Source organism: Caproicibacterium sp. XB2 (assembly GCF_044880635.1).
Lineage (GTDB): Bacteria > Bacillota > Clostridia > Oscillospirales > Acutalibacteraceae > Caproicibacterium > Caproicibacterium lactatifermentans.
On the sequence record NZ_CP173227.1, the window covers coordinates 366,223 to 387,718 of the forward strand.

At 52.0% G+C, this 21,496-nt stretch carries 21 protein-coding genes, 1 other RNA gene and 1 riboswitch; of the genes, 19 read left to right on the forward strand and 3 right to left on the reverse strand.

The window, feature by feature from the left end; genetic code table 11:
- Positions 1 to 8: 8 nt before the first annotated feature.
- Positions 9 to 1,274 (forward strand): NAD(P)/FAD-dependent oxidoreductase, encoded by a 1,266-nt coding sequence (locus ACIHKT_RS01675; RefSeq protein WP_086035194.1) that lies wholly within the window; start codon positions 9 to 11, stop codon positions 1,272 to 1,274.
- A gap of 5 nt (positions 1,275 to 1,279) precedes the next feature.
- A complete protein-coding gene (locus ACIHKT_RS01680) occupies positions 1,280 to 1,645 on the forward strand; it encodes a DUF1667 domain-containing protein (RefSeq protein ID WP_086036801.1) in 366 nt (121 codons plus the stop codon).
- Positions 1,646 to 1,785: 140 nt separating this feature from the next.
- Here ACIHKT_RS01680 and ssrS read toward each other — a convergent pair.
- Both ssrS and ACIHKT_RS01690 read right to left on the reverse strand, forming a co-directional pair.
- Positions 1,786 to 1,978: non-coding RNA, 6S RNA (gene ssrS, locus ACIHKT_RS01685), on the reverse strand.
- A 10-nt stretch (positions 1,979 to 1,988) separates the two neighbouring features.
- On the reverse strand, positions 1,989 to 2,306 hold the full coding sequence (locus tag ACIHKT_RS01690) for a DUF1292 domain-containing protein (protein ID WP_086035195.1): 318 nt from the start codon (positions 2,304 to 2,306) through the stop codon (positions 1,989 to 1,991).
- A 1,380-nt stretch (positions 2,307 to 3,686) separates the two neighbouring features.
- On the opposite strand from ACIHKT_RS01690, the gene ACIHKT_RS01695 reads away from it, so the two are divergent.
- The 17 genes from ACIHKT_RS01695 (at position 3,687) to ACIHKT_RS01775 (ending at position 20,510) form a co-directional block, all read left to right on the forward strand.
- A complete protein-coding gene (locus tag ACIHKT_RS01695) occupies positions 3,687 to 4,880 on the forward strand; it encodes an NADP-dependent malic enzyme (RefSeq protein ID WP_404352629.1) in 1,194 nt (397 codons plus the stop codon).
- 60 nt (positions 4,881 to 4,940) lie between these two features.
- Entirely contained in the window at positions 4,941 to 5,174 is a 234-nt protein-coding gene (locus tag ACIHKT_RS01700; RefSeq protein ID WP_338031346.1) for a VOC family protein, read from the forward strand.
- Positions 5,175 to 5,602: 428 nt separating this feature from the next.
- Positions 5,603 to 6,688: a 3-phosphoserine/phosphohydroxythreonine transaminase gene (gene serC, locus ACIHKT_RS01705; RefSeq protein WP_404352631.1), complete on the forward strand. Its 1,086-nt coding sequence runs from the start codon at positions 5,603 to 5,605 to the stop codon at positions 6,686 to 6,688.
- Positions 6,689 to 6,707: 19 nt separating this feature from the next.
- Positions 6,708 to 7,862, forward strand: a complete 1,155-nt coding sequence (locus ACIHKT_RS01710) for a phosphoglycerate dehydrogenase (RefSeq protein WP_086035200.1) — start codon at positions 6,708 to 6,710, stop codon at positions 7,860 to 7,862.
- Positions 7,863 to 7,999: 137 nt separating this feature from the next.
- Positions 8,000 to 9,280, forward strand: coding sequence for a dihydroorotase (locus tag ACIHKT_RS01715; protein ID WP_086035201.1), 1,281 nt, complete (start codon positions 8,000 to 8,002; stop codon positions 9,278 to 9,280).
- A gap of 47 nt (positions 9,281 to 9,327) precedes the next feature.
- Entirely contained in the window at positions 9,328 to 10,251 is a 924-nt protein-coding gene (gene pyrF / locus ACIHKT_RS01720) for an orotidine-5'-phosphate decarboxylase (RefSeq protein ID WP_086035202.1), read from the forward strand.
- On the forward strand, positions 10,248 to 11,018 hold the full coding sequence (locus ACIHKT_RS01725; protein WP_086035203.1) for a dihydroorotate dehydrogenase electron transfer subunit: 771 nt from the start codon (positions 10,248 to 10,250) through the stop codon (positions 11,016 to 11,018). The genes pyrF and ACIHKT_RS01725 overlap by 4 nt, the downstream gene beginning before the upstream one ends.
- Entirely contained in the window at positions 11,018 to 11,929 is a 912-nt protein-coding gene (locus tag ACIHKT_RS01730; RefSeq protein ID WP_086035204.1) for a dihydroorotate dehydrogenase, read from the forward strand. The genes ACIHKT_RS01725 and ACIHKT_RS01730 overlap by 1 nt, the downstream gene beginning before the upstream one ends.
- On the forward strand, positions 11,923 to 12,594 hold the full coding sequence (locus ACIHKT_RS01735; RefSeq protein ID WP_086035205.1) for a histidine phosphatase family protein: 672 nt from the start codon (positions 11,923 to 11,925) through the stop codon (positions 12,592 to 12,594). Before ACIHKT_RS01730 ends, ACIHKT_RS01735 begins: the two co-directional genes overlap by 7 nt.
- Positions 12,591 to 13,019: a Holliday junction resolvase RuvX gene (ruvX, locus tag ACIHKT_RS01740; RefSeq protein ID WP_086035206.1), complete on the forward strand. Its 429-nt coding sequence runs from the start codon at positions 12,591 to 12,593 to the stop codon at positions 13,017 to 13,019. Before ACIHKT_RS01735 ends, ruvX begins: the two co-directional genes overlap by 4 nt.
- A 104-nt stretch (positions 13,020 to 13,123) precedes the next feature.
- Entirely contained in the window at positions 13,124 to 13,975 is an 852-nt protein-coding gene (locus ACIHKT_RS01745; RefSeq protein WP_404352635.1) for a pyridoxamine kinase, read from the forward strand.
- Positions 13,976 to 14,143: 168 nt separating this feature from the next.
- The gene (locus ACIHKT_RS01750; protein ID WP_236849675.1) at positions 14,144 to 15,907 is read left to right on the forward strand and encodes an FtsW/RodA/SpoVE family cell cycle protein; all 1,764 of its coding nucleotides are present in this window, start codon (positions 14,144 to 14,146) and stop codon (positions 15,905 to 15,907) included.
- A gap of 1 nt (position 15,908) precedes the next feature.
- The gene (locus tag ACIHKT_RS01755; RefSeq protein WP_086035208.1) at positions 15,909 to 17,297 is read left to right on the forward strand and encodes a penicillin-binding transpeptidase domain-containing protein; all 1,389 of its coding nucleotides are present in this window, start codon (positions 15,909 to 15,911) and stop codon (positions 17,295 to 17,297) included.
- A 59-nt stretch (positions 17,298 to 17,356) separates the two neighbouring features.
- Positions 17,357 to 17,469: riboswitch (TPP riboswitch) on the forward strand.
- Positions 17,470 to 17,586: 117 nt separating this feature from the next.
- Positions 17,587 to 17,895: an MTH1187 family thiamine-binding protein gene (locus tag ACIHKT_RS01760; protein WP_086035209.1), complete on the forward strand. Its 309-nt coding sequence runs from the start codon at positions 17,587 to 17,589 to the stop codon at positions 17,893 to 17,895.
- Positions 17,864 to 18,646: an ABC transporter permease gene (locus ACIHKT_RS01765; protein WP_086035210.1), complete on the forward strand. Its 783-nt coding sequence runs from the start codon at positions 17,864 to 17,866 to the stop codon at positions 18,644 to 18,646. Before ACIHKT_RS01760 ends, ACIHKT_RS01765 begins: the two co-directional genes overlap by 32 nt.
- Positions 18,647 to 18,699: 53 nt before the next feature.
- Positions 18,700 to 19,755, forward strand: a complete 1,056-nt coding sequence (locus ACIHKT_RS01770; RefSeq protein WP_086035211.1) for an ABC transporter substrate-binding protein — start codon at positions 18,700 to 18,702, stop codon at positions 19,753 to 19,755.
- Between the two features lie 11 nt (positions 19,756 to 19,766).
- A complete protein-coding gene (locus ACIHKT_RS01775) occupies positions 19,767 to 20,510 on the forward strand; it encodes an ABC transporter ATP-binding protein (RefSeq protein ID WP_086035212.1) in 744 nt (247 codons plus the stop codon).
- A gap of 70 nt (positions 20,511 to 20,580) precedes the next feature.
- Here the strand turns inward: ACIHKT_RS01775 and ACIHKT_RS01780 are convergent, their stop codons facing one another.
- A complete protein-coding gene (locus ACIHKT_RS01780) occupies positions 20,581 to 21,471 on the reverse strand; it encodes a hypothetical protein (RefSeq protein ID WP_086035213.1) in 891 nt (296 codons plus the stop codon).
- Positions 21,472 to 21,496: the final 25 nt, after the last annotated feature.

A 21,496-nucleotide genomic window follows, 5' to 3' on the forward strand; every position in this document is an offset into this window, starting at 1 on the left:
AAAAGAATATGGAAAATTATGATATTATCATTATTGGCGGCGGTCCGGCCGGATTGGCGGCGGCCGTGTCTGCCCACGATGCCGGTGCGGAAAACATTTTGATTCTGGAAAGGGACAACCGTCTGGGTGGTATTCTTAACCAGTGTATTCATAACGGCTTTGGCCTTCATACATTTAAAGAAGAATTGACCGGACCGGAATATGCACAGCGCTTTATCGACCAAGTGAAAGAAAGAAAAATTCCGTACAAGCTGAATACCATGGTTATGGATATTTCCAAAGATAAGGTTGTTACGGCAATGAATCGTACCGACGGCCTCTTTCAGATAAAGGCGAAAGCGGTTATTCTGACCATGGGCTGCCGTGAACGTCCGCGCGGTGCCCTGAATATTCCGGGATTTCGTCCGGCGGGCATTTACACAGCCGGTACGGCACAGCGGCTGGTTAATATCGAAGGTTATATGCCGGGACGCCGTGTCGTTATTCTCGGCTCCGGAGATATTGGCCTGATTATGGCACGCCGTATGACGCTGGAAGGGGCAAAGGTCTTGGTCGTGGCGGAGCTGATGCCGTTCTCCGGCGGCCTGAAACGCAATATTGTGCAGTGCCTGGATGACTTCCATATTCCGTTGAAACTAAGCCATACAGTCATTGACGTTGAGGGCAAGGAAAGACTGACAGGCCTGACCATTGCAGCAGTAGATGAAAACAGACGGCCGATTCCGGGAACCGAAGAGCGCTACGATTGTGATACCCTTCTTCTTTCCTGTGGCCTAATTCCCGAAAATGAGCTTTCCAGGGGAATGGGTGTGGAACTGAACCGCATTACCAACGGGCCTAAAGTCAATGAAAGCCTTGAAACTTCCATTCCGGGCGTATTTGCGGCTGGCAATGTCCTGCATGTACATGACCTTGTCGACTATGTCAGCGAAGAAGCGGGTGCCGCCGGCCGTGCGGCGGCTGCGTATGTTGCTGCAGATGGAAACGAAAGCGGACGCAGAGAAATTCCGATCCACGTTGCGGGCGGTCCCCGCTACACGGTTCCATGCACGATTGACCCGAAATATGCGGGTAATAAAGAAACCGTTCGCTTCCGTGTAGGCAGCGTTATGAAGAATCACTTTGTCAATGTCTACCTTGACGGCGAACGTGTGATTCACCGCAAACGTCCTGTCATGGCACCTGGCGAGATGGAAGAAGTCGTTCTTACACGCAGTATGTTTGACGCACATCCGGACCTTTCTGATATCAGCATCAAAGTAGAGGAGGCATAATGAAGATGGATACAAAACATCTTACATGTATTGGCTGCCCACTTGGCTGCCAGATAACTGTTGCCATGGCGGGCGGCAAAGTGACCTCTGTCACTGGAAATACCTGCCCACGCGGTGACGCGTATGCCCGCAAAGAAGTGACCAATCCGACACGCATTGTCACCAGTTCTGTACGTGTGTCCGGCAGCAGAACTGGTGCCGTGACGGTTTCCTGCAAAACACGCACAGATGTCCCCAAAAGTAAAATTTTCAATTGTGTACATGACTTGGTTGGCATTTCTGTTCCAGCACCAGTCAAAATTGGTGATGTGGTTAAAGTAAATGTGGCTGGCACGGGTGTTGACATGATTGCCACGAAGAACGTAGAATAAAACCTTCAATTCTGTGATAGAAAGGATAGAAGAAAAGCATATCCGGGATAAGCGAGCCGGATATGCTTTTCTTTTTTCCGTCTATCAAAAAGAGCCGCTGCAGACACAGAAAACTGTGCTGCAACGGCTCATATCATTTTCAAAGGCCCGCCCGGCCGTAAAGTGCAGAAATAACCTGCCTACGAAAGACAGGTGGGTGTCCGCCCGGCGGCTTCGTACTCCCAGCTTCCGGCCCGAGGGCCGGGAGGTCTGCGTTCCACCGCCGGAACAAAACTCCCGATTTAAAATTGTAGGGTTATTCTATGCACAGGTCCGCGTACCGGGCAGGAAGCGTCCCATAATATTAGTCTTTTTCATCCTCAAAAGCTGCCCCGTCATCGGGGTATAAATCTGCAAAGTGTTCTTCAAACTGTGCAGCCAGACTGTTGAGCAGAGCATCATCTTCCACTTCGGCCAGCTCCTGCTCACCGTCATGGTCGTAACTTTGAAAGATGTAGTAAGTTCCCTCGTCGTTTACCTTGTCCTGGGCATTTTCAAAGGTAGGCAGCAGCGCATAAAACGTGCCGTCGTCGTTGTCAATGACATCCAGGACCTCGAATTCATGCTCGTGTCCTTCTTCATCGACCAGTGTGAACAGGTCGGGGCCAAATTCGTTGCTCATTACAGAAGTTGCCTCCACACAGCCGGGGCTATGGCACCCGGCAGATTTCTTTATGCTGCTGTAAAAACGGACCATGGAAAAGCAGGACGTACGCCGGTGCTTTTCACAAGTCCTATTGTACACAGCGCTAGGAAAGAAGTCAAGATGCAATTTTTTGACAGGAGAGCGAAAAATGGCATTTTCTATAGAAAAATTTCAAAATGTATAAAATAAGTATTGACAATCTACACATAATCCACTATACTATAGACAGAAACAAGGAAACAGGCAGACAGAACCACAACAGCCGACCGCAGGTGGGCACCAAAAAAGGTACCTGCAGTACGGGAGGCGGAAAAACGGAAATGTCAGCCGGTTCCTTGTGAAAGTATAAAAAGCGGGTACTGTGAGTAGTGCCAGTGAGGAAAGGAGCGAGTCCCATGGACGAAGAACCGATCGGCAGTTTTGCAGTGCAGTCTGTGTGCGGCTGCGCTGCTGAAAACTGACACAAGGAGTCCCCTGTAAGGGCCTCCGGCCAGCTGCAGGGTGCAGCGGCCGAGCCGATAAAGTTTAACGCCGCAGCAGAAAGTCGGACAGCCGCAAAACCGGCAAACGGCAAAGTAGGCGGGCGAAGGGCAACGGCAAAAAAGCTGGTGCGGACTGCACAAAGCGATACGGACGGATGAAATCGGGAGCAGGTATCCGGTAAATGCCTGTCATCTGAAAAGTAACCGCCGACAGCCAAAATGCGTCAGCACCGTATAAGCGGAGGGAATGTAGTCCAATGTACAGTGTTTAGATGTTTTGGAAGCCCGTAAGGTAACCGAAAGTGACCAGACCAGTAGAAAGGATTTGAGTCCCAAAGACAGGATGAGAGCCTTATCTTCTTGGAAAGGAAGGATACTTGTTACGAGCGGTACAAAAAGGTCGAGCACTTCAGAGTGAACTGGAATTGGCAGCCTCAACATAAAGCCTGATTCAGCAGGCAGCCCTGCGGGGCATAAGAAGATGAGATGTCTCCAATAAAGCAGTAGAAAACACCTGGAGTACTCGAAGGACACAGAACATCCGGGTGAAACCAATGCAGTAGATGTAAAAATACCGAAAGAGCGTTGGCTCTGCAAAGTTAGGGAACGAAAAGAGAACGGTTCCGGTTAGGCCGCCATGCGGCCGCCGGGGCCGCTCTCTTTTTGTGTAGCTTTTCACTGGGATAATGGTACTATTTTATGGCGGCGGCAGCTGGAATATGCAGAAAAAATTTTTTTAAATAGCTTTCATTGGTTTTGCGAACCAAACAGGTTTGTTCGCTGGATGCGGTTGCAAACACAGCCAGCTGTGTGGTACATTATTTGTAGACAATTCCTGTTTTTGCGTCAAAATTAAAACTATCAGGAGGATAAAATGGACATTAAAGAAGAAGCCATGCAGATGCACCGCAAATGGGCGGGAAAGCTGGAGGTCCACTCCCGTGTGCCGGTGAAAAACAGCCATGACCTTTCGCTGGCCTATACCCCCGGCGTTGCACAGCCATGCCTTGCCATCCAGAAGGACCCATCTTTAAGCTACACCCTGACGCGCCGGTGGAACACCGTGGCAGTTATCACGGACGGCACGGCAATTCTGGGGCTGGGCGACATTGGGCCGGAAGCCGGTATGCCGGTTATGGAAGGCAAATGCGTGCTCTTTAAGGAATTCGCGGATATTGATGCGGTCCCTATCTGCCTGAAAACAAAAGATGTAGATGAACTGGTGCGCACGATTTATCTGCTGTCCGGTTCCTTCGGCGGCATCAATCTGGAGGACATTTCCGCACCGCGCTGCTTTACAGTGGAAAAACGGCTGAAAGAGATGTGCGATATTCCGGTTTTTCACGATGACCAGCACGGCACAGCGATTATTGTCGGTGCCGCACTGATGAACGCCTTGAAGGTGACCGGCCGCAAAATACAGGACGTACACTGTGTCATCAATGGCGCGGGCAGTGCGGGTATCGCTATTGCGAAGCACCTGATGCGTCTGGGTCTAAAAAACCTGATTTTATGCGACCGCTTTGGTATTTTGTGCGAAGGAATGGAGGGCCTGAATCCTGCCCACGAGGAAATGAGCCATTTGACCAATCAGGAACATAAACAGGGGAGTTTGGCAGACGCTTTGCAGGGCGCGGATGTTTTTATCGGTGTTTCTGCACCGGGCATTTTGAAGCCGGAAATGATTCACAGCATGGCGAAGGACCCCATTGTGTTTCCTATGGCCAATCCAGTACCGGAAATTATGCCGGAAGAAGCATTGAAGGCCGGTGCGGCTGTGGTAGGAACCGGCCGCTCTGATTTTCCAAACCAGATTAACAATGTGCTGGCATTCCCCGGCATTTTCCGCGGTGCGCTGGATGTGCGGGCAAATGACATTAACGATGAGATGCAGACGGCGGCTTCCTATGCGCTGGCGGGTATCTTGGCGGAAAAAGAACTGTCGGCGCAGTGCATTTTGCCGAAAGCCTTTGACCCGCGGGTTGTGCCGGCAGTGGCAAAAGCAGTAGCACAGGCTGCCTGTGACAGCGGCGCTGCCCGCTGTCCAGAGGGCCTTTCTGCAAAATGAACTGTAAAATCAATTCGCTTTATCTGTGTGTCAAACAAATGAACCGTGGAGATTTACAGCGTGTTTGACCTGCAAGGCTTTCGGCAGGGCTTGTTTGCGTATCAAAAGAGGGGAGAAGCGCATACCTATGGAAATAGCTGCCTGCCCAGTTTTTCCATACCGAACCTTGACACGCTTAGGTGCAAATGTGCCGGAAAGAAAGTGACTTTTCCGATTACCCAAATCGGTGAAAATTGGGTTGTGAAATTTTTGGACAGCGAAGGAAATACGCTCGAAATGACAGCGCCAAAATAAAAAAGCATTTGAAAGAGCCGGGAAACCGGGGCTTCCTTTCTATACATGGTTCAGCTGACTGTATACCCGCATATACTGAAGGATAGCGGCTGAGAAAAATGCAGCGGAATTTTTGTCCGCTTCTTTGTGCACAACCTATTTTTTACAGGCCGTTCTCCGACAAAACACGCGTGAAACGGGAGGCAGACTTCGTTTTTTTCAAAAAATTGCTTTCTCAAACTGGTTTTTCTCCATTTTACTGAAAAGCGGAATTTACAGACAAAAAGATGCTTCAGCGGCGCTTTTTGCACAGGAAGAAAGCCAAAATTGCATATTTTATCATTTTCTTTGTTGACTTTATTATTTTAAAGCGATATAATTTTAACAATCTTGAAAGTGCGGTGCCGAAAGGCGCCGCCGCTGCTTATAAAAATTGGAGGTTTAGTCGTATGAAACGTGTGTACAACTTTTCTGCAGGTCCTTCCATGCTGCCAGAAGAAGTTCTTCGCCGTGCTGGTGAAGAAATTCTGGATTACCAGGGCAGCGGCCAGTCTGTCATGGAAATGTCACATCGATCTAGTCTGTTCCAGGGCATCATCGACCGTGCAGAGTCCCTCCTGTGCAGCGTTATGAAAATTCCAGATAACTACAAGGTCCTGTTCCTGCAGGGCGGCGCTTCCAGCCAGTTTGCCATGGTGCCGTTTAACTTGATGAATGGTTCCCATAAATCGGACTATGTGCTGACCGGCCAGTGGGCCACCAAAGCGTGGAAAGAAGCTTCCCGCTATGGACAGACTCATGTTGTGGCAAGCAGCAAGGATAAAACATTTACATATATCCCGAAGCTGGACCCTGCTGCCTTTACACCGGACGCGGATTATTTTTATATCTGCATGAACAACACCATTTACGGCACGGTTTATCATGACCTGCCGCAGACTGGAAAGGTGCCGCTGGTAGCGGATATTTCTTCCTGCATCTGCAGCGAGCCGCTGGATATCAGCAAGTTCGGTTTGGTATTTGCCGGTGCACAGAAAAACCTGGCTCCGGCCGGTCTGACAATCGTTGTGGTGCGGGACGATTTGATTGGCCATGCACAGGAAATGACGCCAACCATGATGAACTACAAAACACATACAGACCACGGCAGTATGTTTAACACCCCGCCGTGCTGGACAATTTATATTTGTATGCTGGTACTTGAATGGATTCAGAATACAATTGGTGGTCTGGAAGAAATGGGAAAGCGAAACCACAAGAAGGCGGACTTGTTGTATAGTTTCCTGGACAACAGCAAGCTGTTCCATGGCACCGTTGTGCCGGAGGACCGCTCCCTGATGAATGTGCCGTTTGTCACGGACAGCGATGAACTGAACAAAAAGTTTATCAAAAAAGCCGAGGATGAAGGCATGGTGAACCTGAAAGGCCACCGCACCGTCGGTGGTATGCGTGCTTCTATTTACAACGCTATGCCTTACGAGGGCGTAGAGAAGCTGGTCAGTTTCATGGAGAAATTTGAGAAAGAAAACCGCTGAACAGGAGGCAGATCTTAGCATGTATAAAATTCAGTACCTGAATAAGATTTCCCCAGCGGGCACGGCCCGCTTTGGCAAAGAATATGAAGCCGGTCAGGATGTACAGGACCCGGACGCCATTATGGTGCGTTCCGCTTCTATGCTGGATATGACGTTCTCTGATAAAATTTTGGCGATTGCCCGTGCCGGTGCCGGCGTCAACAATATTCCACTGGATAAATGCAGTAAACAGGGTATTGTCGTTTTCAACACACCCGGTGCCAACGCCAATGCTGTAAAAGAGCTGGTGCTGTGCGGCTTGTTTCTCACTTCCCGCAAAATTGTTCCCGGCATTGAATGGTGCAAAACATTGACTGGCAGCGATATTCCCAAACAGATTGAAAAGGGAAAGAGTCAGTTTGCCGGACCGGAAATCAGCGGCAAAAAGCTAGGTGTTATCGGTCTGGGTGCCATCGGCGTACTGGTTGCCAACGCAGCCAAAAGCTTGGGCATGGAAGTGTATGGCTATGACCCGTTCCTGTCGGTAGATTCCGCTTGGGGACTGTCCCGCTCGGTTCACCATGCCCGTACGCTGGACACGATTTGGCAGGACTGCGATTATATTACCATTCATGTTCCGCAGACGCCGGACACCAAGGGCATGATTGGTGAAGACGCCCTTTCTAAAATGAAAAAGGGCGTACGCGTGCTGAACTTTGCGCGCGGCGGTCTGGTGGATACCAAGGCCATGCTGCAGGCCGTGGAAAATGGCAAGGTAGCGGCCTATGCAACGGACTTCCCGGCACCGGAAATGATTAGCAATCCGAATATTATTGCACTGCCGCATTTGGGTGCTTCCACTCCGGAAAGCGAAGAAAACTGTGCCCGTATGGCAGCAGATGAGCTGAAAGAATACCTGGAAAACGGCAACATTCGCCACAGCGTCAATATGCCGGCAGTTTCCATGGCACGCGACGGCGAGCGTATCTGCATTCTGCACCGCAATATTCCCAATACCATCAGCCGCTTTTCCGGGAAGCTGGCGGACATGGGCATTAACATTGAGAATATGCAGTCGAAGTCCCGCAAAGATTATGCCTATACTATTTTGGACGTCACCGGTGAGATTAAGCCGGAAGTGGCGGAACAGCTGAACGCTTCCGAAGAAGTTATCCGTGTACGCGTTATTCGGTAAAAAACACAAGCAAAAATCAGGAACGGGCTGCGCAGGAAATACCCTGCCGCAGCCCGTTCCTTTCTTTCTGGGAAAGGTCTGTCCATTTCCCGCAAAATATTGTATAATACTGAACAGAAGATGAAGGAGGACCTGGCATGAAGATCTTGCTGAAAAACGCGAGCCTTGCTGACCCGGAACGCCCATCTCCGCAGACAGGTGACCTGCTGCTGGAGCATGGGTGCATTATCGGTGCCGGCGGGCATATTGACGTGACAGATGCTGAAACGGTGGACTGCACCGGTCTGGTTGCTGCGCCGGGACTGGTGGATATGCATGTTCACCTGCGGGACCCGGGCTATACAGAAAAGGAGGACATTGTTACCGGCTGCCGTGCCGCGGCGGCCGGTGGTGTCACCACTCTTTTGTGTATGCCGAATACCAGTCCGGCAGTAGATGAGCCGGATACGGTGGCCTATATTTTGCGAAAAGCCCGCAATGCCAGTGCCCGTGTGCGCGTGGCAGGTGCCTTGACAGTTGGTTTGCACGGGAAAGAACGCACTGACTTAAAGGCGCTGAAAGAGGCCGGCGTAACGGCGCTGTCGGACGACGGCCGTCCGGTGGAAAATTCTCACCTGATGGCAGAAGCCATGAAAGAGGCGGCCGACCTTGGGCTGCCAGTCGTTTCCCACTGTGAAGTGCCGGAACTGACAGCGGACGGTATTATGAATGAGGGAAAAGTCAGCCGGGAACTGGATGTGCCGGGTGCTCCTGCGGCCGCGGAGGAATGCGGCATTGCACGGGAACTGGCGCTGGCGGAGGCATTAGGGGTACCTGTGCATATCTGCCATGTCAGCAGCCAGCACAGTGTGGAACTTATCCGTGCCGCGAAAAAGCGCGGCGTAAAAGTTACCTGTGAAACGGCGCCGCACTATTTCGCGCTAACAGAGGAAGCCCTGCGCGGCAAGGATGCCGACCTGCGCATGAGTCCGCCGCTCCGTACGGAAAAGGACCGCCGCGCCGTTATTGCGGGGCTAAAGGACGGCACCATTGACGTCATTGCAACGGACCACGCACCGCATACGCCGTATGACAAGGGGGACTTCTTTATGGCGCCCAACGGCGTTATCGGCATGGAAACCAGTTTGGCGGCGGGCATTACCTATTTAGTAAAGCCCGGACATCTTACTTTGAATCAGCTTTTGTACAAAATGAGCGCTGCGCCGGCAAAACTGCTGCGGCTGCCATACGGGGGGCTGCTTTCCGGTTCGGCGGCGGATATTGTACTATTTGACCCAAAAGAGCACTGGATAGTGGACCCCGAAAAGATGCACGGCAAAAGCAAAAATGCCGTTTTCAAGGGTAGAAATCTGTGCGGCCGTGTCAAGCGTACCTACTGTGCAGGAAAATTGGTGTATCAGGACGGGAAAAATCCATAATAAAACGATTTTGATATCATTCAAATACAAATTATAAGGAGCTACTCATGGACAGACTCATTGAAGCAATCCGTGCAAAAAAGAACCCGACAGTTGCTGGGCTGGACCCGAAGCTGTCCTATATCCCGCAATCCATGCTGAATGCGGCCTACAGCCAGTACGGCAAGACTCTGGAAGGTGCCGCGGCCGCGGTTCTGCAATTTAATAAAGGCATCATTGACGCACTGGCATCCATTGTGCCGGCGGTCAAGCCGCAGTGTGCCTATTATGAGCAGTTCGGCTGGCAGGGAATGCGCACATTGGAGGCCACCATCCGCTACGCACAGGAGAAAGGCCTGTATGTCATTCTGGACGGCAAACGCAATGACATCGGCACCACCATGCAGGCCTATGCACAGGCACATTTGGGTACAACCGAAGTAGCCGGGCAGGCATTGCCGGCATTTGCGGGGGACGCGCTGACCGTTAACCCTTATTTGGGAGCGGACGGCATTGAGCCGCTGCTGCCGGTATGCAAACGGTATGACCGTTCTGCATTTGTGTTAGTCAAAACCAGTAACCCCTCGTCCGGCGAACTACAGGACCGCACGTTTGCGGACGGAAAGACGCTTTACGCGACGGTTGGCGGTTTGTGTGAGCAGTGGGGGGCAGATACCCGAGGTGAATACGGCTACAGCCGCGTTGGCGCCGTAGTCGGTGCTACCTATCCAGCGCAGTTGGCGGAATTGCGCCGGGCACTGCCGCATACCTTTTTCTTAGTGCCGGGCTACGGAGCGCAAGGCGGCGGTGCCAAAGATGTGGCGCCTGCCTTTGATGAACGCGGATTGGGCGCAGTTGTCAACGCCTCCCGCAGTATTTTAACGGCATGGCAGAAAACCGGTGCGGACGAACGCGACTATGCTGCAGCCGCGGCGAAAGAAGCGGTGCGCATGCGTGACGACATCGTTTCGGAAATTGGAGGAATCCGATGAAATACGATATTGAAATTTGTCCGGTTTTGGCACGGCAGCAGCTGACAGCGGATATTTTCAGCCTGACAGTGTCGGCACCAAAGCTGGCGCCGCTTGCAAAAGCGGGGCAGTTCGCACAAATTCGTATTCCCGGAAAAGTTCTGCGCCGTCCTATTTCTATCTGCGGCATTGGGCCGGATACCCTTCGCTTTGTTGTGCAGGTACGCGGGGAAGGAACGCAGCAGCTTTCTGAAGTACGGCCGGGGGACAGTTTGGATATTTTGGCGCCACTGGGGAATGGCTTCCCGCAGCAGATGGCCGAAAAGCGTGCAGTCTTTGTCGGCGGAGGCATTGGGGTGCCGCCGCTGCTGGGCGCGGCAACAGCCTTTTCCGGTGAGAAAACAGCGGTGCTGGGTTTCCGCAGCCGAGAGGCGGTTATTCTGGCGGACGATTTCACAGCGGCCGGGTGCCGAGTGCACCTTGCTACCGATGACGGCAGCGCCGGCTTTCACGGCCTGGTAACGGGCGTACTGCAGACACTTTCCTTTGATGTGTGCTGTGCCTGCGGGCCGCTGCCCATGCTGCGGGCCGTGGCGGCACTGTGTGCCGAGCGAAAAGTGCCGTGCTGGGTTTCTATGGAACAGCGCATGGCGTGCGGCGTCGGCGCGTGTTTGGGCTGTGCCACGGCGCTGTACAGGCCGGACGGCAGCCAGTATTACGGCCATGTCTGTAAGGATGGGCCGGTCTTTCCAGCAAGCCGGATTGCTTGGGAACAGGGGGTGCAGTAATGGCGGATATGCGAGTGAACATTGCCGGCGTTCCGTTTGCCAATCCACTGATTGGCGCCAGCGGCACCGTCGGATTCGGTCGGGAATATGCACAGTTTTACCCGCTTTCTGTGTTGGGCGGCATTTCCTGCAAAGGCATTACACTGGAGGAGCGGCCGGGCAATCCACCGCCGCGCATTGCGGAAACACCATCGGGCATTCTTAACTCGGTTGGCCTGCAGAATCCCGGCGTGGAACATTTCCTGCGGGAGGACCTGCCGTGGCTGAAACAGCAGGGAACCGTGGTGATTGCCAATATTGCCGGCAGAACACCTGAAGATTACTGCGACATGGCGGAGCGGCTGAGCGACTCTATCGTTGATATGATAGAACTGAATATTTCCTGCCCGAATGTAAAGGCAGGGGGCGTACAGTTTGGCGTTACCTGTGAAGGGGTGGAAAACATTACGGCGCAGGTAAGAAAGCACTGCAAAAAGCCACTGATGGTGAAACTTTCTCCCAATGTAGCGGACATTTCCGAAAATGCGGCGGCGGCAGAGGCGGCTGGTGCCGATGCTGTTTCACTGATTAACACACTGACGGGTATGCGCATTGATATTCGTACACGGCGTCCAGTCCTGCACAATAACACCGGCGGCCTTTCCGGCCCGGCGGTATTTCCGGTGGCAGTGCGAATGGTTTGGCAGACAGCCCGCCGTGTAAAGATACCAGTCGTTGGATTGGGTGGAATTTCCTGCTGGCAGGATGCTGTGGAGATGATGCTGGCGGGTGCGTCGGCGTTTCAGGTCGGTACCGCTTTCTTCACGGACCCCTATGCGCCGGTTAAAATCCTGAAAGGTCTTGAAGAGTATTTGAATAATCATTCCATTGCAAATGTAACAGAACTGACGGGGGGTGTGCGCCCTTGGTAGACCTTTATCTGGTGCGTCACTGTGCGGCCCGCGGAAATGTGGACGGCGTTTACCAGGGCCGTGGAGACAGTGACATTACGGACCTCGGCCGCCGCCAGTTGGAGGCGGTTTCGGTTCGGCTGCGTAATGTGCCATTTCAGACCATGTACACAAGCCCGCTGAAACGTGCATGCCTAACGGCTGAAGCTATCAATCAGTACCATCATGTACCGCTGTATACGGACAGCAGCCTGCTGGAGATTGATGTGGGCGGTATGGAAGGCCTGAAGTGGAGCGAACTGCCCGTTCGATTTCCGAAAGAAGCGGACGCATGGCAGAATCATCTGGCCGACTTTCAGGCGCCCGGCGGCGAGAATATCCAACAGGTACAGGACCGTGTCTGGAACGGCGTTCAGAGAATCATAAAAAAAGGAAATGTACCAAATCAGAAAGTGACGGTATGTATCGCCACACACGGCTGTGCGCTGCGGTGCTTTTTCTGCAGGGCACTGGGTTTGCCGCTTTCTAAAATTGACATGGTGCCGCTGTGTGACAACACCTCCATTTCGGAAGTAACTTTTGCCGATGACGGCAGCTGCAAAGTCCTGCGCATGGGTGACGCGGCACATTTGGGGCAGGATATGTCTGTTATGAAAAAAATGGGCTGGGGGCAGAAACGAGCATGAGAATTCTCGGCGTCGACCTCGGTCATGCCCGCACGGGGCTTGCCCTGAGTGATGAAAGCTGTTTCTTGGCTTCTCCGCTGGGGGTGGAGCCTTCCTATAACTGGGATAAACTGCTGCTGCGCATTGTCAGCAGAATCCAGGAAAACCGTGTGCAGCAGGTGGTTGTTGGCCTGCCGCGCAATATGGACGGAACCGAGGGTGCCAGCGCGCAGGGTGCCCGCGAATTTGCCGAAAAGCTGCAGACGGCGGCAGGTGTGCCGGTCACTTTGTGGGACGAGCGCGGCACAACCATTACGGCACATGGGTATTTGAATGAGAGCAACGTCCGCGGGAAAAAACGGAAATCCGTTGTGGATGCGGTCGCGGCAACCATTATTTTGCAGGGCTATTTGGACCATCTGCGCCAAATGCCGCCCAAGGCATAAAATCTGCTGGCTGTGAGAAAAAGGCAGTTTCTGCGACAGGTTTTTCTTCATTTCGCTGTAACAGGGTGGTACTATGTTCTGTAAAAACGGTTTGAGGTGAGAAAATGTTTTCAGAACAAAAAAGAGTAGCGGCTATTCACGATCTGTCCGGTTTCGGCAAATGTTCCCTCAGTGTTATTCTGCCGGTGCTCAGCTGCATGGGGCATGAAGTCTGTTGTTTGCCCACAGCAGTGCTGTCCTCCCATACGGGTGGATTGCCGGACGTAACGATGCGTGACCTTACGCCGGAGATGCACGGCTTTTTGCGTCAGTGGAAAGAGCTGCATATTCCGTTTGACAGTATCTATACAGGATTTTTAGGCAGTGCGGAACAAATTGCAGTGGTACAGGAGTTCCTGCAGCAGTTTCGTCAGAAGGATACACTGGTTTTGGTGGACCCGGCAATGGCTGACGATGGACGCTTATATGATACATATACGCAGGAAATGGCGGCTGGTACCGAAAAACTATGCCGGCAGGCGGATGTGGTGGTGCCGAACCGTACAGAGGCGGCGATGCTGTTGGGAGAGCCGTATCGGGAGGGTCCCTGTACGCGTCAGTATGTGGAATCTGTTTTGCACCGCTTGACAGGACTGGGTCCGCGCGTGGCAGTGTTGACCGGCGTGTGGTTTTCGCCGGAACTAATAGGTGCGGCGGGATATGACCGCACTTCGGGGGAAGTCAGCTATGCGTTTCGGCCGCGTATCGCGGGCAGCTATCAGGGAACAGGCGACCTGTTCGCCGCGGTTTTGCTGGGGGCACTGCTGCACCAGAAGCATCTGCGCAGTGCACTGCAGCTGGCAGTGGACTTTACGGCTGCCGCTGTCCGGCGCACACATGAGGCGGGCACAAATCCGCTGTGGGGTGTGCGCTTTGAACCGTGTCTGCCGACACTGATGCAGGAGCTGGAATTGTAGCGTTTACAGCCCGTGCTTTTTCTTTACAAACCAAGTGAAAAAGGGTATACTGAAAAGACAGCATCATGAAAATCAAGAGGCACCGCTTCTTGATTTTTTGCTGTCTTTTCTTTTTTCACAAGGAACCTAAAGAACAAATGAAAACGAACGATACAGGGAGGTGCGCATGTGTCGAATATTTCGGCGCTGCTTTCTACACTGACACCGGTCTTCTTTGCGCTGCGCGGCGTAGCAGCCATACTGATGGTGTTTCTGGCAATTTGCTGTTACACATCTATGCGGGCGGGACGCCGCCGTGAGGAGCCGGTGGTTTTTCTGGAAAACCAGAAAAACCGAAAGAATATTCCTGTGCTGTACTGGGAAAACAGCCTTGGCCGCAGCCCCAGCTGCGACATTGTGCTGACAGACAGTGCAGTTAGCCGTGACCACGCGGTCCTTATGCGGCGGGAAAGCGGCTGGCTGCTGACGGATACCGGCTCCAAAGGCGGAACCTATTTAAATGGACAGCGTATCCGCGGCACAGTGAAGGTGATACCGGGCGATTTAATTGGCATTGGCCGCACAAATCTGATTTTTCGCCGTGTAACGGATGCCAATGTGGCACCGCCGCGGCGCGTTTCCCGGCACAAGCCGCATCCGGCGGGTCTGTTGGCGCTGGGAGTGGTCATACAGCTTCTGTGTTTTGTACAGGCATTTTTTGCGGACAAGCAGTTTTCGCTGCTGCCGCTGCTGCCTATGGTTATGGTCCTGATGACCGAGTGGATTTATTATATGGTTTCCCGGTATGTACTGGGTCGTGTCAACTTTGAGTTGGAAACGCTGGCGTTTACCTTGTGCGGGATTGGTACTGCACTGCTGTGCGGTACGCGTCAAAAATTGACAAAGACCCAGACAGCACCGACACAGCTTACCCTGTTTCATCCGACCATGAATGCCGCTTATATGCAGGTCCTAATGATGATAGCGGGCATTTTCCTGTTTTCCTTTCTAATTTGGTTTATGAAGGATTTGGACCGCGTGAACCGCTGGCGGATTCCTATTGCCATTTTTGGCGTATTGTTGTTGGCGGCGCCGCTGGTTATCGGCAGAAGTGTTAACGGCTCAAAAAACTGGATTTACTTTGCGGGCATATCTCTGCAGCCCAGTGAATTTGTCAAACTGGCATTTATCTTTTCCGGTGCCGCTACACTGGACCGTTTGCAGACCAAACGAAACCTGATTGGTTTCATTGGCTTGTTGGTGTGTGTCATGGGTATCCTGGTTCTGGAGAAAGATATCGGCGGCGCGGCTGTCTTTTTTGCAACGTTTCTGATTATCGCTTTTATGCGTTCCGGTTCGGTGCGCACCATCGTGCTGAGTATTGCGGCGGCCGGTGTCGGCATTATTACCGTGCTGGGAATGTTTAGCCATGTCAAAGAACGGTTTGCCGTGTGGCACCACATTTGGGAGCCGGCGTATCTGTATGACAAGGGCTTGCAGCAGACGCGTGTGCTGACCTATTCCGCCAGCGGCGGTCTGTTCGGCGTGGGTATTGGCAACGGCGGTCTCGGCGGCGGCATCAGCCCGCTGAAAGGCTATACCACGATTGCGGCCAACACCAGTGACCTCGTTTTCGGAATGCTCAATGAGGAATTGGGCCTGTTGATGTCCGTTGTTATTGTGGGCGTGATTGCGCTGTTTATTTTGTTTGCGCGCAGTGACGTGACGCGTTCCCGCTCCACGTTCTATTCCATTACTGCCTGCGCTGCTGCCGGAATGCTGCTGTTTCAGGCATGCCTGAATATTTTCGGCAGCACGGATATCATTCCGCTTACCGGTGTGACACTTCCGTTTATCAGTGCAGGCGGCAGCAGCATGATGGCCACATGGGGTGCGCTGGCCTTTATTAAGTCCAGCGACGAGCGGACCTATGCAGTCAGGAGGCGAAGATAGCATGAAAACAACCGGCAAGCGTTCTTTGTTTCTGTTCTTTTTTCTGCTTTTGTTTACTGCGGGGCTGTGTACCTTTTTGTACCAGTATGTCACACAGGGAAGCAAATGGGCCATGCAGCCTTACAATGCGCATCTGAATGGCACTTCTACTGTGGCGGACGGCACTGTAGCGGACCGCAACGGTGTAAAACTGGTGTCTACCAAAAACGGGAAGCGCACCTATGCGGACAGTGAAACAGTGCGGAAGGCAACGCTGCATTTGGTAGGCGACTCTGCCGGCAACATCTCCACCGGTGTACAAAATGCCTTTAAAACGGAACTAACTGGTTATAACATTGTTACTGGATTGACGGACGTGCACCCCTCCAAAACGGGCGGCACCATTTCCCTTACTGTGGACAGCCGTTTAAACAAGTTGGCATACAATGCACTTGCGGGACGAAAGGGTGCCGCGGTTTTGACCAACTGGCGCACCGGTGAAATTTTGTGCATGGTCAGTACGCCTACATTTGACCCATCCGACCCACCCAGTAATTTGCAAACTAATTCCAAGTACAGCGGTGTTTATGTCAATAAGGTCCTTTCCGGCCAGCTGACGCCTGGCTCTATTTTTAAGATTGTAACGGCAGCTGCTGCTATACAAAACATTCCGGATTTGGACAGCCGCATGTTTACCTGCCACGGTGCCATTAAGGTAGAGGGCAACGATATTACCTGTACAAACCGCGAGCAGCATGGTACGCAAAACTTCCAGCACGCGTTCGCAAATTCCTGTAATGTCACGTTTGCAACGCTTGCCATGGAAATGGGCAAAGATAAAATGACCGCTGCAGCCAATGCGCTCGGTGTGAATTCTGGTTATACGGTGGATACACTGAATGCAGCAAAGGGCAGCTATGATGTGAGTAAAGCAAGCAAAAACCAGCTGGGCTGGTCCGGCACTGGACAGTATACGGACCAGGTCAGCCCCGGCTATATGGTGCGTCTATTAGGGGCAATCGCCAACGGTGGTTCCCCGCAGGAACTGCGCGTGATTAAAGGCGTCAGCGGTGACCTGACCGATAAAAACAAGTTTGGCAGTGTGAAGACTGGCAAGCAGCTGATGAGCTCGGATGTAGCCAGCCGGTTGAAAAACTATATGCGCGGCAACGTGAAGATTGCCTACGGTGATGATTCCTTTGACGGCATCGACAGCGTGTGCGCAAAGACCGGTACAGCGGAACTGGGCAGCGGCCGCGGGAATAACGGCTGGATGGTCGCTTTTTCATCCAATGAAAGCACACCTTACGCTGCGGCAGTGGTTGTGGAACACACGGATTCTTTCGGCATTAACTCTGCCGGACCAATCCTGCGGGACCTGCTGGCGGCAGCGGCAAAGTACAAGGAGTAACGGGTGTCCCTTTTCTACAAGATTTGACAAAATGGCTTTCCTGCTGTACAATAAAACCGTTCTTATAAATGGGGCGCTTGGCCTTACGGGGCTTGGCTGAGACGGGAGAAATTCCGGACCCTTTGGCCTGATCCGGATAATACCGGCGGAGGTAACATACAATCGGGTTTTTAGCCGCCGCCTGTACCTTTTCCGGGTATAGGCGGCTTTTTGCTGCCTATTCGGCCGGTATCACTTTTCCTATTATTCTTTACAGCAGATTTCTGCAAAAAACGAAGGAGATTGTAAAATGAAAGAAGAATTCCCCGCAAGTGTTGCCATTCAGGTGCTGCCACAGGTCGGTACCGACGAAGAGGTTGTCCGCATTGTTGACGAAGTGATTGCTTATATTAAGAGCACCGGCGTTAATTATTATGTTGGCCCGTTTGAAACCACAATGGAAGGCGACTATGAGCAGCTGATGGAGATTGTGAAACAGTGCCAGTACATTGCCGTTAAGGCGGGCTGTCCGCAGGTTGCTTCCTACGTAAAAATCAGCTACAAGCCGCAGGGAGGGGTCCTGACGATTGCGCAGAAAGTTACAAAGTATCACAGATAAGCTCTCCCCAATTTTTCTCATCGTTATCATTTTGATTGTATGGCAGTCGGTTGTTTCCTTTAATGTTGTGCCGAACTTTATGCTGCCAAGTCCGGTGCAGGTTGTGCAGGCATTCATTGATGACTTTTCGTCTTTGATGTACAATGCCTCCACGTCTTTGCAGGAAACATTTTGGGGCATGCTGATTGCGGTAATTTTGGCATTTCTTTCAGCTTTTTTAATGGACCGTTTTCGCTTGGTGAAGAAAAGCCTGTACCCAATTTTGATTTTAACCCAAACGGTGCCGACGGTGGCTATTGCACCGCTGCTGGTGCTGTGGCTCGGTTATGATATGACGCCGAAAATTGTTCTGGTTGTCATTTCCTGTTACTTTCCCATTGCGGTTGGTCTGCTCAATGGATTTGATAGTGCCGACCCAGACGTGATTAACCTGATGCGTACCATGGGCAGCAGCCGATGGCAGATTTTCTGCCATGTAAAAATTCCAAGTTCCCTTAACAACTTCTTTTCTGGCCTGCGCATCAGCGTTTCCTATTCGGTGATTGGTGCGGTTGTGGCAGAGTGGCTGGGCGGCAACTCCGGCCTTGGCGTATATATGACGCGCGTACGAAAGAGCTATGCCTACGACCGCATGTTTGCGGTTATCTTCCTCGTATCCATTATCAGTCTAATTTTAATGAAACTGGTAGATGTGGTACAGCGGCTGTGCATGCCGTGGGACCGCAAACGCCGGAAAGAAAAGTCTGCCTGAAGCAGATTCCGATTCGTTCCATCAATAGAGTTCTAAAAGGAGTTCCTGAAAATATGAAAAAGTTTGGAAAATCCCTGATTGCCGGTGTATTGGCAGCCGCCATGGCTGTTTCGATGACTGCCTGCGCGGGCGGTGCGGCATCCTCGGCTGCATCCGGTACAGCTTCCGGTACGGCTGCCTCTTCCGCGGCCGACGGCAAGCTGGAGAAAATCAAATTCGTTTTGGACTATACCCCGAATACAGACCATACAGGCATTTATGTGGCGCAGGCTCTGGGTTATTTTAAAGATGCGGGCCTAGACGTGGAAATTGAACAGCCGCCGGAGTCCGGCACCGCAGCATTGGTTGGTTCCGGTAACGCACAGTTTGGTGTTGGTTTCCAGGACACGGATATGGCTTCCGCACTGACCTCTGCAACCCCACTGCCGATTACCGCCGTAGCGGCGATTATTCAGCATAATACTTCCGGTATTGCGTCCGTCAAGAGCAAAAATATCACCCGCCCGAAAGATATGACAAACCATTCCTACGCAACGTGGGATACACCGGTGGAAAAAGGCATGGTTAAGTACATCGTCAACAAAGACGGTGGCGATTATTCCAAAGTGAAAATGGTTCCTTCCGGTGACAACTCTATCGTGCAGATTCAGACCAATGCCGACACAGCGTGGATTTATTATGGCTGGGATGGCATTGCCGGTGAAGTAAAAGGCGTTAAGCTGAACTTCTTTGCCTTCAAAGATATTGACCCCGTATTAGACTGCTACACACCAGTCATTATTGCCAACAACGCTTTCCTGAAAAAAGAGCCGGAAACCGCCAAAAAGTTTATGGCCGCCTGCAAGAAAGGCTATGAATACGCCATTAAAGACCCGGATGCCGCCGCAAAGATTCTTATTCAGCAGGTGCCGGACCTAAAGAGCAATGAAAAGCTGATTTATAAGAGCCAGGAATGGCTGAAAAATCAGTACCAGGCAGATGCCAGCCAGTGGGGCTATATTACACCTTCCCGCTGGAATGCTTTCTATAAGTGGCTGTATCAGAACAAACTTATCAGTAAGGAAATTCCGGCAAATACCGGTTTCTCAAATGATTACCTCGGTAAGTAAGGAGCGGCCTTATGGAAACAAAACTGACCGCAAAAGGCATTTCCAAAAGCTATGACGGCACTAAAATTTTGGAAGACGTAAGTATCGAGCTGCGGGACCAGGAAATTGTCAGCCTGCTGGGTGTTAGCGGTGCCGGGAAAACGACACTGTTTAATATCATTTCCGGACTGATGCTGCCCGACTGCGGCCATGTATTCCTGAAAGGAAAGGAAATCACCGGTTACGCCGGCCATGTTTCTTATATGCTGCAGAAAGATCTGCTGCTGCCGTACCATACAGTGGTGGACAATACGGCGCTGCCACTTATCCTGCACGGAATGCCTAAAAAAGAAGCCCGCCAAAAGGCAGGTGCGTATTTTGCGGAATTTGGGCTGGAGGGCACACAAAAAAAGTGGCCGGCACAGCTTTCTGGTGGTATGCGTCAGCGTGCCGCCCTGCTGCGCACCTATCTGGGCAGTGAAGGCGTCGCTTTGCTGGACGAGCCCTTTTCAGCGTTGGATACCATCACAAAGGATGCCATGCACACATGGTACTTGAATGTCATGCAGAAGATAGAGCTTTCCACGCTGTTCATTACGCACGATATAGATGAGGCCATTTTGCTTTCTGACCGTGTCTATATTCTGTCTGGAAGGCCGGGGCATATTATCGCGGAAATGCCAATTACGGTTCCGCGCCCACGCACACGGGAGTTCCTGCTGAGCAATACCTTTCTTGACTACAAACGTAAAATTATTGATTACCTCAAGATATAAAGAAAACGCGCTGCTTTTTGGCAGCGCGTTTTTTCATACGGTTTCGTTTCTTTGTTTCGGATTTTCCTGCTCAGTTGGTATCGTTGTCTGCATGATTGGCATTCTGTGTATTCCCGCCTGTAGCGGAAGCAGTTTGGGAAGGCTGCTCCGGTTCTGTGCTGGAAGCGGGAGCTTCAGATGTTTGACTTTCAGGTTTTTCCGAAACAGTGCTTTCTGGTGCTTTGCTGCTTTCCACCGAAGGCTGTTTTTTAGAGGAAGAACCGCCCTGTGTGGTGCTGCTGTGGCGAGAGGAGCGGCTGGCTGAGGTGCCGCCGTTGTTATTTTGAGTATTTCCGGTATTATTTTGACCGCCGTTCGTTTTGTCTTCGCTGGCTCGGCGGCGGCTGGCAGTGCCGGTATTGTTGTCGGCCTGCTGACCACCGTTGTCCTGGTCAGCGATGCTGTCTGCGTTATCGCTGACAGCGGAAGATACACTGGCAGAGGACGTTTCGGAAGATGCTGTACCGGACGCACCGCAGGAATGTCCCAGAACAGCGAACAGCAATGCAACCACAATCACAGCGACAATCACACCAATCAGCCACATAGGCCGGTTTCCTCTGCCGGGATCGGCGACTGGCTGACGCTGGTCCTCATAATAGTTATCGTAACCATCATCGCTGTCCTGCGGATAAGCGCGGTCATCGTAGCTTCGGTCGTCCGGATAAGCGCGGTCGTCGTAGCTTCGGTCGTCCGGATAAGCACGGTCGTCGTAGCTTCGGTCGTCCGGATAAGCATGGTCATCGTAGCTTCGGTCGTCCGGATAAGTGCGGTCATCGTAGTTTCGGTCGTCTTCCGGATAGGGCGGATAGTTCTGCCCGTTTCCATCGCTGTGTTGACTTCTAGTGCCGCGGGAATGGGTGGGAATGTATTGTGTATCATTCATAGAGGGGTCCTCTTGACTTTTTTTGCCCCATTTCATGCTTTTCACTCCTTCTGCATTGTTT

What these genes read in the sequence shown, in the direction of transcription:
- ACIHKT_RS01675 (WP_086035194.1), top strand. Translation starts at nt 9, where the DNA reads ATGGAAAATTATGATATTATCATTATTGGCGGCGGTCCGGCCGGATTG.
- ACIHKT_RS01680 (WP_086036801.1), top strand. Translation starts at nt 1,280, where the DNA reads ATGGATACAAAACATCTTACATGTATTGGCTGCCCACTTGGCTGCCAG.
- ACIHKT_RS01690 (WP_086035195.1), bottom strand. Translation starts at nt 2,306, where the DNA reads ATGAGCAACGAATTTGGCCCCGACCTGTTCACACTGGTCGATGAAGAA.
- ACIHKT_RS01695 (WP_404352629.1), top strand. Translation starts at nt 3,687, where the DNA reads ATGGACATTAAAGAAGAAGCCATGCAGATGCACCGCAAATGGGCGGGA.
- serC (WP_404352631.1), top strand. Translation starts at nt 5,603, where the DNA reads ATGAAACGTGTGTACAACTTTTCTGCAGGTCCTTCCATGCTGCCAGAA.
- ACIHKT_RS01710 (WP_086035200.1), top strand. Translation starts at nt 6,708, where the DNA reads ATGTATAAAATTCAGTACCTGAATAAGATTTCCCCAGCGGGCACGGCC.
- ACIHKT_RS01715 (WP_086035201.1), top strand. Translation starts at nt 8,000, where the DNA reads ATGAAGATCTTGCTGAAAAACGCGAGCCTTGCTGACCCGGAACGCCCA.
- pyrF (WP_086035202.1), top strand. Translation starts at nt 9,328, where the DNA reads ATGGACAGACTCATTGAAGCAATCCGTGCAAAAAAGAACCCGACAGTT.
- ACIHKT_RS01725 (WP_086035203.1), top strand. Translation starts at nt 10,248, where the DNA reads ATGAAATACGATATTGAAATTTGTCCGGTTTTGGCACGGCAGCAGCTG.
- ACIHKT_RS01730 (WP_086035204.1), top strand. Translation starts at nt 11,018, where the DNA reads ATGGCGGATATGCGAGTGAACATTGCCGGCGTTCCGTTTGCCAATCCA.
- ruvX (WP_086035206.1), top strand. Translation starts at nt 12,591, where the DNA reads ATGAGAATTCTCGGCGTCGACCTCGGTCATGCCCGCACGGGGCTTGCC.
- ACIHKT_RS01745 (WP_404352635.1), top strand. Translation starts at nt 13,124, where the DNA reads ATGTTTTCAGAACAAAAAAGAGTAGCGGCTATTCACGATCTGTCCGGT.
- ACIHKT_RS01755 (WP_086035208.1), top strand. Translation starts at nt 15,909, where the DNA reads ATGAAAACAACCGGCAAGCGTTCTTTGTTTCTGTTCTTTTTTCTGCTT.
- ACIHKT_RS01760 (WP_086035209.1), top strand. Translation starts at nt 17,587, where the DNA reads ATGAAAGAAGAATTCCCCGCAAGTGTTGCCATTCAGGTGCTGCCACAG.
- ACIHKT_RS01770 (WP_086035211.1), top strand. Translation starts at nt 18,700, where the DNA reads ATGAAAAAGTTTGGAAAATCCCTGATTGCCGGTGTATTGGCAGCCGCC.
- ACIHKT_RS01775 (WP_086035212.1), top strand. Translation starts at nt 19,767, where the DNA reads ATGGAAACAAAACTGACCGCAAAAGGCATTTCCAAAAGCTATGACGGC.
- ACIHKT_RS01780 (WP_086035213.1), bottom strand. Translation starts at nt 21,471, where the DNA reads ATGAAATGGGGCAAAAAAAGTCAAGAGGACCCCTCTATGAATGATACA.